Annotated in this window: 7 protein-coding genes; all 7 read right to left on the reverse strand. The window is 59.7% G+C overall.

The window, feature by feature from the left end:
- Positions 1–30: 30 nt before the first annotated feature.
- Positions 31–558 carry an inorganic diphosphatase gene (gene ppa, locus PMI26_RS27740; RefSeq protein WP_007894323.1) on the reverse strand — a complete coding sequence of 176 codons (528 nt, stop codon included), beginning with the start codon at positions 556–558 and terminating at the stop codon, positions 31–33.
- A gap of 113 nt (positions 559–671) precedes the next feature.
- On the reverse strand, positions 672–1,484 hold the full coding sequence (locus tag PMI26_RS27735) for a zinc-dependent peptidase (protein ID WP_007970193.1): 813 nt from the start codon (positions 1,482–1,484) through the stop codon (positions 672–674).
- 4 nt (positions 1,485–1,488) lie between these two features.
- Positions 1,489–2,145: a DedA family protein gene (locus PMI26_RS27730; protein ID WP_007970195.1), complete on the reverse strand. Its 657-nt coding sequence runs from the start codon at positions 2,143–2,145 to the stop codon at positions 1,489–1,491.
- Positions 2,146–2,379: 234 nt separating this feature from the next.
- Entirely contained in the window at positions 2,380–2,841 is a 462-nt protein-coding gene (locus tag PMI26_RS27725; RefSeq protein ID WP_007970197.1) for a GNAT family N-acetyltransferase, read from the reverse strand.
- 114 nt (positions 2,842–2,955) lie between these two features.
- On the reverse strand, positions 2,956–3,792 hold the full coding sequence (gene eutC, locus PMI26_RS27720) for an ethanolamine ammonia-lyase subunit EutC (protein WP_443200831.1): 837 nt from the start codon (positions 3,790–3,792) through the stop codon (positions 2,956–2,958).
- Positions 3,789–5,183: an ethanolamine ammonia-lyase subunit EutB gene (locus PMI26_RS27715; protein WP_007970199.1), complete on the reverse strand. Its 1,395-nt coding sequence runs from the start codon at positions 5,181–5,183 to the stop codon at positions 3,789–3,791. Before PMI26_RS27715 ends, eutC begins: the two co-directional genes overlap by 4 nt.
- Positions 5,184–5,374: 191 nt before the next feature.
- Positions 5,375–6,748 carry an ethanolamine permease gene (gene eat / locus PMI26_RS27710; RefSeq protein ID WP_007970200.1) on the reverse strand — a complete coding sequence of 458 codons (1,374 nt, stop codon included), beginning with the start codon at positions 6,746–6,748 and terminating at the stop codon, positions 5,375–5,377.
- Positions 6,749–6,960: the final 212 nt, after the last annotated feature.

Raw genomic sequence — 6,960 nt, forward strand, 5'->3', positions numbered from 1 at the left:
AAGCCTGTCGCTGGAAGCTCGCGGCTTCTCTTAACCTTTATAGGCTGCAACCGACTTGGTGATCGCGTCGCGGGCGGCGTCTGCACCGGCCCAGCCTTCGATCTTCACCCATTTGCCTTTTTCGAGATCTTTGTAGTTCGCAAAGAAGTGCTCGATCTGCTGGATCAGCAGTGCTGGCAGGTCGGTGTATTCCTTGACGTCGACGTACAGCTGGGACAGCTTGTCGTGCGGAACTGCGATGACTTTGGCATCGCCGCCGCCGTCGTCGGTCATGTTCAGGATGCCGACCGGGCGAGCGCGGATTACCGAACCAGGAGCAACCGGGTAAGGGGTCACGACCAGCACGTCGAGGGGATCACCGTCGTCAGCCAGGGTGTTCGGGATGTAACCGTAGTTGGCCGGGTAGAACATTGGGGTGGCCATGAAACGGTCAACGAACAGGCAATCGCTGTCTTTGTCGATTTCGTATTTGATCGGCGCGTGGTTGGCCGGAATCTCGATCGCGACGTAGATGTCGTTCGGCAGGTCTTTGCCAGCCGGAATCTTGCTGTAGCTCATTGGGCGTTGCCCCCGTTAGTTGACCAGAAACACTTGGCCGGATTGACCAAAAAGTGGCGGCGATTATAGGCATATTCCTGTGTCGACGCCATGTACCAGAAGTCGTATGGCGCTCACTGGTGTGCCTGATAGACAGGGTCATGCGCCTGAAGTTGCTTCAACCTTGCCAGCGGGTCCTGGCGATAGAACAGCTTCAGCTGCTGGTACACCTGTGGATAGGCCTCGTGCAGCAAATCCGGGGCGCTGAAGAAGTATTCGCTGGTGACGGCGAAAAACTCGGCAGGGTTTTCGGCGGCGTACGGGTCGATGGCGGTTTCAGCGTCGGGATTGCGTTCCAGTTGCCGGTCCAGGTCGTCGTAGGCCTCTTGCATGACCTTGGCCCAGTCGCTGACCCGCATGTCGGGATGCAGTGGCGGCAGGCCGTTGGCGTCACCGTTGAGCATGTCGAGTTTGTGCGCCAGTTCGTGGATCACCAGGTTGTAGCCTTCCCAGCCTCCGCTGGCCAAAACGCCGGGCCAGGCGAGGATGATCGGGCCTTGCTGCCAGGCTTCTCCGCTGTGCTCACCGTCCCATTCATGCTCGACACCGCTGGCGTCGCGATGGCGCTGGGGGCTGAGGAAGTCGTCGGGATAGAGAATGATTTCGTGGAAGCCCTGATACCAGTTCAGGTCGCCGAGGTGAAGCAGCGGCAGTTGCGCCTGGGCAGCGAGCAGCAAGCGTTGCTCCTGGTGCAGTTCTACGCCGGGGAGGGCGGTCAGGTGCTTGTCTTCGAGGAACAGCACGCAGGCTTCGCGCAGCCATTGGTCTTCGGCGGCACTGATGCCATCGAGAAAGCTCAGGTGATGACGCACCCGTTGCCACATGTCATCGGCAATCGGGTGCCTGGCCAGGGTGCGCCGGCGACGCCAGGCGCTCAGGGACCACATCGTGTCAGCGCGATTCGGCTTTGGAGCTCGAACCGGCAAGGCGGCTACGCACCATGCCGATGATCATCGGCACCAGCGACAACAGGATGATGCCCACAATCAGCAGCGACAGGTTCTTCTTGATGAACGGTACGTTGCCGAAGAAATAACCGAGGGTCACCAGGCCACCGACCCACAGGATGGTGCCCAGCACACTGAAGGCGAAGAAGCGCGGATAGGGCATTTTCCCCACACCGGCGACGAAGGGTGCAAAGGTTCGGATGATGGGCAGGAAGCGCGCCAGGGTCACGGTTTTGCCGCCATGCTTGTCGTAGAAATCGTGGGTTTGTTGCAGGTAGTCGCGGCGGAAGATCTTCGAGTTCGGATTGCTGAACAGTTTTTCACCCGCCGTTCGTCCGATGATGTAGTTGGTGCTGTCGCCCAGGATCGCCGCCAGCATCAGCAGGCCGCCGAGCAGTACCGGATCCATGCCGCCACCGGCCGCCACGGCGCCGGCGATGAACAGCAGGGAGTCGCCCGGCAGGAAGGGCATGACCACCAGGCCGGTTTCACAAAAGATCACCAGGAACAGAATGGCGTAGATCCATGCCCCGTAGTTGGCTACAAGCATGTCGAGGTAGACGTCGAGATGCAGGACAATGTCGATCGGGTTGAAATCCATGGATAGCACCTGTGGTATTGGCCCGACTCTGCAGGCCTGTGCGGATGACTTCGCGTAAGACTACGGATAGGGGTAGTTTTTCTTACAAGCCGGGAATATCGGGATTATACGAGGCGAGTGGTGAAAATCGCGTCGAGATTGTAGCGGGGAATGTCATGACAGGGCTGATGTTTGATAACGAACAGGTGGGAGCGAACCTGCTCGCGATGCCAGCGCGAGCAGGGCGCAGGTGATTCAGAGTTCGTCGCTGATCGGCAGCACATAGTTCTTGAATTCGGTGTCTACCTTGAATCCGATGGATTCGTAGGTTTTCTGCGCGATTTCGTTGTTGCTGCTGGTGGAAACGCGCATGCGTACGGCATTGGTTTCCTTGGCCATTTTTTTCGCGGTACGGATCAGGTTGTCGGCCACCAACTGGCGGCGGGCGTCCTCGGCGACATAGATGTCGTTGAGGATCCACACGCGTTTGAGTGACAGCGAGGAGAAGCTCGGGTACAGCTGACAGAAGCCCATCAGCTTGTGGCTGTCGTCATCGGACAGCGCGAGGTAGATCACCGACTCCTTGCGACGCAGGCGTTTTTCGAGGAACGCCCGGGACGAGTCCGGATACGGCAGGGAGCCATAAAACTCGCGATATTTGACGAACAACGGGGTCAGCAGGTCCAGGTGTTCGAGGGTCGCTTGAATAATCCGCATGGTAGGTCTCGTCTTCAAGTGGCTGTCTTACGTCTCTGACGGCGATGGGAAACCCTTGGCGGCCGTGCAACGATCCTGCCTTAAACTGGTACGAATGTGCAATGCGGAAGCGGTTCAGGCATTCGGCGGCCCAAGCAGGAAATTATCTTTCATGTCGGCTCCCGCGTCCGATTCCAGTGTCTGAACCTGTGCTTCATCCTTCAGATTGACCCCTGACAACTGCCGTCGGCAGGCTTCGCGCATCAAGTACAGCAAACGGTGTGCCGCCATGCCGTAACTCAGGCCCTCGAGCCGCACGTTGGAGATGCAATTGCGGTAGGCATCGGTAAGGCCGACTTTGGGATTGTAGGTGAGATATAATCCCAGGCTGTCCGGGGAGCTGAGGCCAGGGCGTTCGCCGATGAGGATGACGGTCATTTTCGCACCCAGCAGCTCACCGATTTCGTCAGCGACCGCCACGCGCCCCTGTTCCACCAATATCACCGGCGCAACAGTCCAGCCTTCAGCTGCAATCTGTTCTTCGAGGCGTGCCAGAAAGGGCAGGGTATGGCGATGAACGGCCAGTGCCGACAGGCCGTCGGCGATCACAATCACCAGATCGACTCCGCCAGGATGCGCCGTAGCGTAGTCACGCAGGTTTTTTGCCGACGCATCACTCAGCTTTCGTCCCAGGTCCGGGCGTTGCAGGTAACTGTTGCGGTCGATTGCGGCGCTGTGCAGCAAAAGGCTTTCGTGTCCGCGTTCGGCCAGTTGTGAGTTGAGTGCCGCGTGATCGAACGGCAAGTGCACCGCATCCCGTGCCTGGGCGTGGGCGTACTGGAAGTCCAGTTGCGCGCGGGTGGGAATACTGGTGCCGGTTCGGCCCAGGGCAATTCGCGCCGGTGTCAGGCGTCGCAGTTCCAGCCATGGGTTGTGGGGGTCGAAGGGTAGTTTATCCATGTCATTACTCATCCCAATTGCGCCAAGGCCTGCCGAAAAGCCGGCGGAAGGCTGTCACCGAAGAGAATCCTGCCGTCCGATTGAGTGAAGATGCCCATTTTCGCCAGCCATTGCTCGAACTCCGGCGCGGGCTTCAACCCCAGGGTCTGTCTGGCGTAGAGCGCATCGTGGAACGAGGTGGTCTGGTAGTTGAGCATGATGTCGTCGGAACCCGGGATACCCATGATGAAGTTGATCCCGGCGACACCCAGCAGGGTCAGCAGGGTGTCCATGTCGTCCTGGTCGGCTTCGGCATGGTTGGTGTAGCAGATGTCGCAACCCATGGGCACACCGAGCAATTTGCCGCAGAAGTGGTCCTCCAGTCCGGCGCGGATGATCTGTTTGCCGTTGTACAGGTATTCCGGGCCGATAAAGCCGACAACGGTGTTGACCAGAAACGGGTTGAAGTGACGCGCGACGGCATAGGCGCGGGTTTCGCAGGTTTGTTGATCGACACCATGGTGAGCGTTGGCCGACAGAGCGCTGCCCTGGCCGGTTTCGAAGTACATCAGGTTCTGGCCCAGGGTGCCGCGATTCAAACTCAATCCGGCGTCATAGCCTTCCTTCAACACGCTCAGGTTGATGCCGAAACTGGCATTGGCCGCTTCGGTGCCGGCGATCGACTGGAACACCAGATCCAACGGGACGCCGCGATTGACCGCCTCGATCGACGTGGTGACATGGGTCAGCACACACGCCTGGGTCGGGATTTCGTAGCGCTGGATGATTGCGTCGAGCATCTCCAGCATCGCGCAAATCGAGGCAATGCTGTCGGTGGCCGGGTTGATGCCGATCATCGCGTCGCCATTGCCGTGCAGCAGGCCGTCGAGAATGCTCGCGGCGATGCCGGCCGGTTCGTCGGTGGGGTGGTTCGGTTGCAGTCGCGTGGACAGGCGCCCGCGCAGACCCAGGGTGCCGCGAAACTGCGTGACCACGCGGATTTTTTGCGCCACCAGCACCAGATCCTGCACACGCATGATCTTTGATACGGCGGCGGCCATTTCCGGCGTCAGACCGGGTGCCAGGGCGCGCAGGACCTGTTCATCGGCGGCATCACTGAGCAGCCAGTCGCGAAAACCGCCGACGGTGAGGTGGCTGACGACCGCGAAGGCATTTTTGTCGTGGGTGTCGATGATCAGACGCGTCACTTCATCGGATTCGTAGGGGATCAGTGCTTCCTGCAGAAAGTGACTTAGCGGCGTGTCGGCCAAAGCCATCTGTGCGGCCACTCGCTCGCCATCGTTGAGCGCGGCGACGCCGGCCAGAAAATCTCCGGAGCGGGCCGGGCTGGCCTTGGCCATCACTTCCTTGAGGTTGTCGAAGCGGTAAGTCTGGGCGCCGACGGTATGGGCGAATGTGGCCATGGGGCGGTGTCCTCCAATAATTACTGCAATCTGCTCTTCCTGTGGGAGCGGGCTTGCTCGCGAATGCGGTGTGTCATTCAAAATGGATGCCGACTGACACGACGCCTTCGCGAGCAAGCCCGCTCCCACAGGGGAACTGCGTGCACTTCAATCATGCAGGTGCCGGGCAGCGGGCCCGGCACCGGTGCATTTCATATACCTTCGAGCATAGCGTCCGCCGGTGCTTCGGAGCGCTGCCGGGCGGTCAACTGGAAGTACAGGTAACCGGCGATCATGAACCCGAGGAAGATCAGGCCGATCAAGGTGTTGAACCACGCCATCGCCACCAGGCACACCACCGCCAGGAACAGCGCGATCCCCGGTACGATCGGATAGCCCGGTGCGCGGAAGGTGCGTTCCAGGTTCGGTTCGGTTTTACGCAGTTTGAACAGGCTCAGCATACTGATGATGTACATCACGATGGCGCCGAATACCGACATGGTGATCATCGCCGCCGTCAGCGTCATGCCTTGCAGGTTCACCAGGCCATCGCTGTAGATGGCCGCAATGCCGATCACGCCACCGGCCAGAATAGCCCGGTGCGGCGTCTGGAAGCGCGAGAGTTTGGCCAGGCCTTTGGGCAGGTAGCCAGCGCGAGCCAGGGCGAAGAACTGGCGTGAATAGCCAAGAATGATCCCGTGGAAACTCGCCACCAGGCCGAACAGACCGATCCACACCAGCATGTGCATCCAGGTCGAATTATTGCCGACCACGGCTTTCATCGCCTGGGGCAGCGGATCGTTGATGTTCGACAGTTGGCGCCAGTCGCCGACGCCGCCGGCCATCACCATCACGCCGATGGCCAGGAACACCAGGGTCAGAATGCCGCTGACGTAGGCCTTGGGGATGGTGCGTTTCGGGTCCTTGGCTTCCTCGGCGGCCATGGCTGCGCCTTCGATAGCGAGAAAAAACCAGATCGCGAAGGGAATGGCGGCGAAAATGCCAGGAATCGAGCTCATCGTGAATTCATTGGCACCCGACCAGCCGTTCAGTACAAAGTTGCTGAAACTGAAGCCCGGGGCGACCACGCCCATGAACACCAGCAGTTCTGCGACGGCCAGTACGGTGACCACCAGTTCGAAGGTGGCCGCGATGCTGACGCCGAGGATATTCAGGCCCATGAACACGAAATAGGCGCCAACGGCGGCGATCTTCGGGTCCAGTTCCGGGTATTGCACGTTGAGGTAGGCGCCGATGGCCATGGCGATGGCCGGTGGGGCAAAGACGAATTCGATCAGGGTGGCGATGCCGGCGATCAACCCGCCTTTCTCACCAAAGGCCCGGCGACTATAGGCAAATGGCCCGCCAGCGTGGGGAATCGCCGTCGTCAGTTCGGTGAAGCTGAAAATGAAGCACGTGTACATCGTCGCCACCATCAACGCGGTGACGAGAAAACCCAGGGTGCCTGCGGTACCCCAGCCGTAGCTCCAGCCGAAGTACTCGCCGGAGATCACCAGGCCGACGGCAATGCCCCAAAGGTGCAGGGTGCCGAGTGTGGGTTTGAGCTGTGTGGAAGAAGTAGTCATAAGTCCTCTCTATTTTTTATTGTTCGATCTTTTGGACTTTCGGGTGTGACGGGTTGGGTGAAACGCTGAATGACAGGTACGCAAGGCCCATGCCAGAGCGGCCAGAGCTTGGGTGTTGTGTCATTTAGGGCGCCTTCGCGAGCAAGCCCGCTCCCACATTGGACTTGTGTCGGTTACCTGATGCGGGTTTACACAAAACCCCTGTGGGAGCG

It is taken from the genome of Pseudomonas sp. GM33 (genome assembly GCF_000282295.1).
In the GTDB taxonomy this organism is placed as follows: Bacteria; Pseudomonadota; Gammaproteobacteria; order Pseudomonadales; family Pseudomonadaceae; genus Aquipseudomonas; species Aquipseudomonas laurylsulfatiphila.

What these genes read in the sequence shown, in the direction of transcription:
- ppa (WP_007894323.1), bottom strand. Translation starts at nt 558, where the DNA reads ATGAGCTACAGCAAGATTCCGGCTGGCAAAGACCTGCCGAACGACATC.
- PMI26_RS27735 (WP_007970193.1), bottom strand. Translation starts at nt 1,484, where the DNA reads ATGTGGTCCCTGAGCGCCTGGCGTCGCCGGCGCACCCTGGCCAGGCAC.
- eutC (WP_443200831.1), bottom strand. Translation starts at nt 3,792, where the DNA reads ATGAGTAATGACATGGATAAACTACCCTTCGACCCCCACAACCCATGG.
- PMI26_RS27730 (WP_007970195.1), bottom strand. Translation starts at nt 2,145, where the DNA reads ATGGATTTCAACCCGATCGACATTGTCCTGCATCTCGACGTCTACCTC.
- PMI26_RS27715 (WP_007970199.1), bottom strand. Translation starts at nt 5,183, where the DNA reads ATGGCCACATTCGCCCATACCGTCGGCGCCCAGACTTACCGCTTCGAC.
- eat (WP_007970200.1), bottom strand. Translation starts at nt 6,748, where the DNA reads ATGACTACTTCTTCCACACAGCTCAAACCCACACTCGGCACCCTGCAC.
- PMI26_RS27725 (WP_007970197.1), bottom strand. Translation starts at nt 2,841, where the DNA reads ATGCGGATTATTCAAGCGACCCTCGAACACCTGGACCTGCTGACCCCG.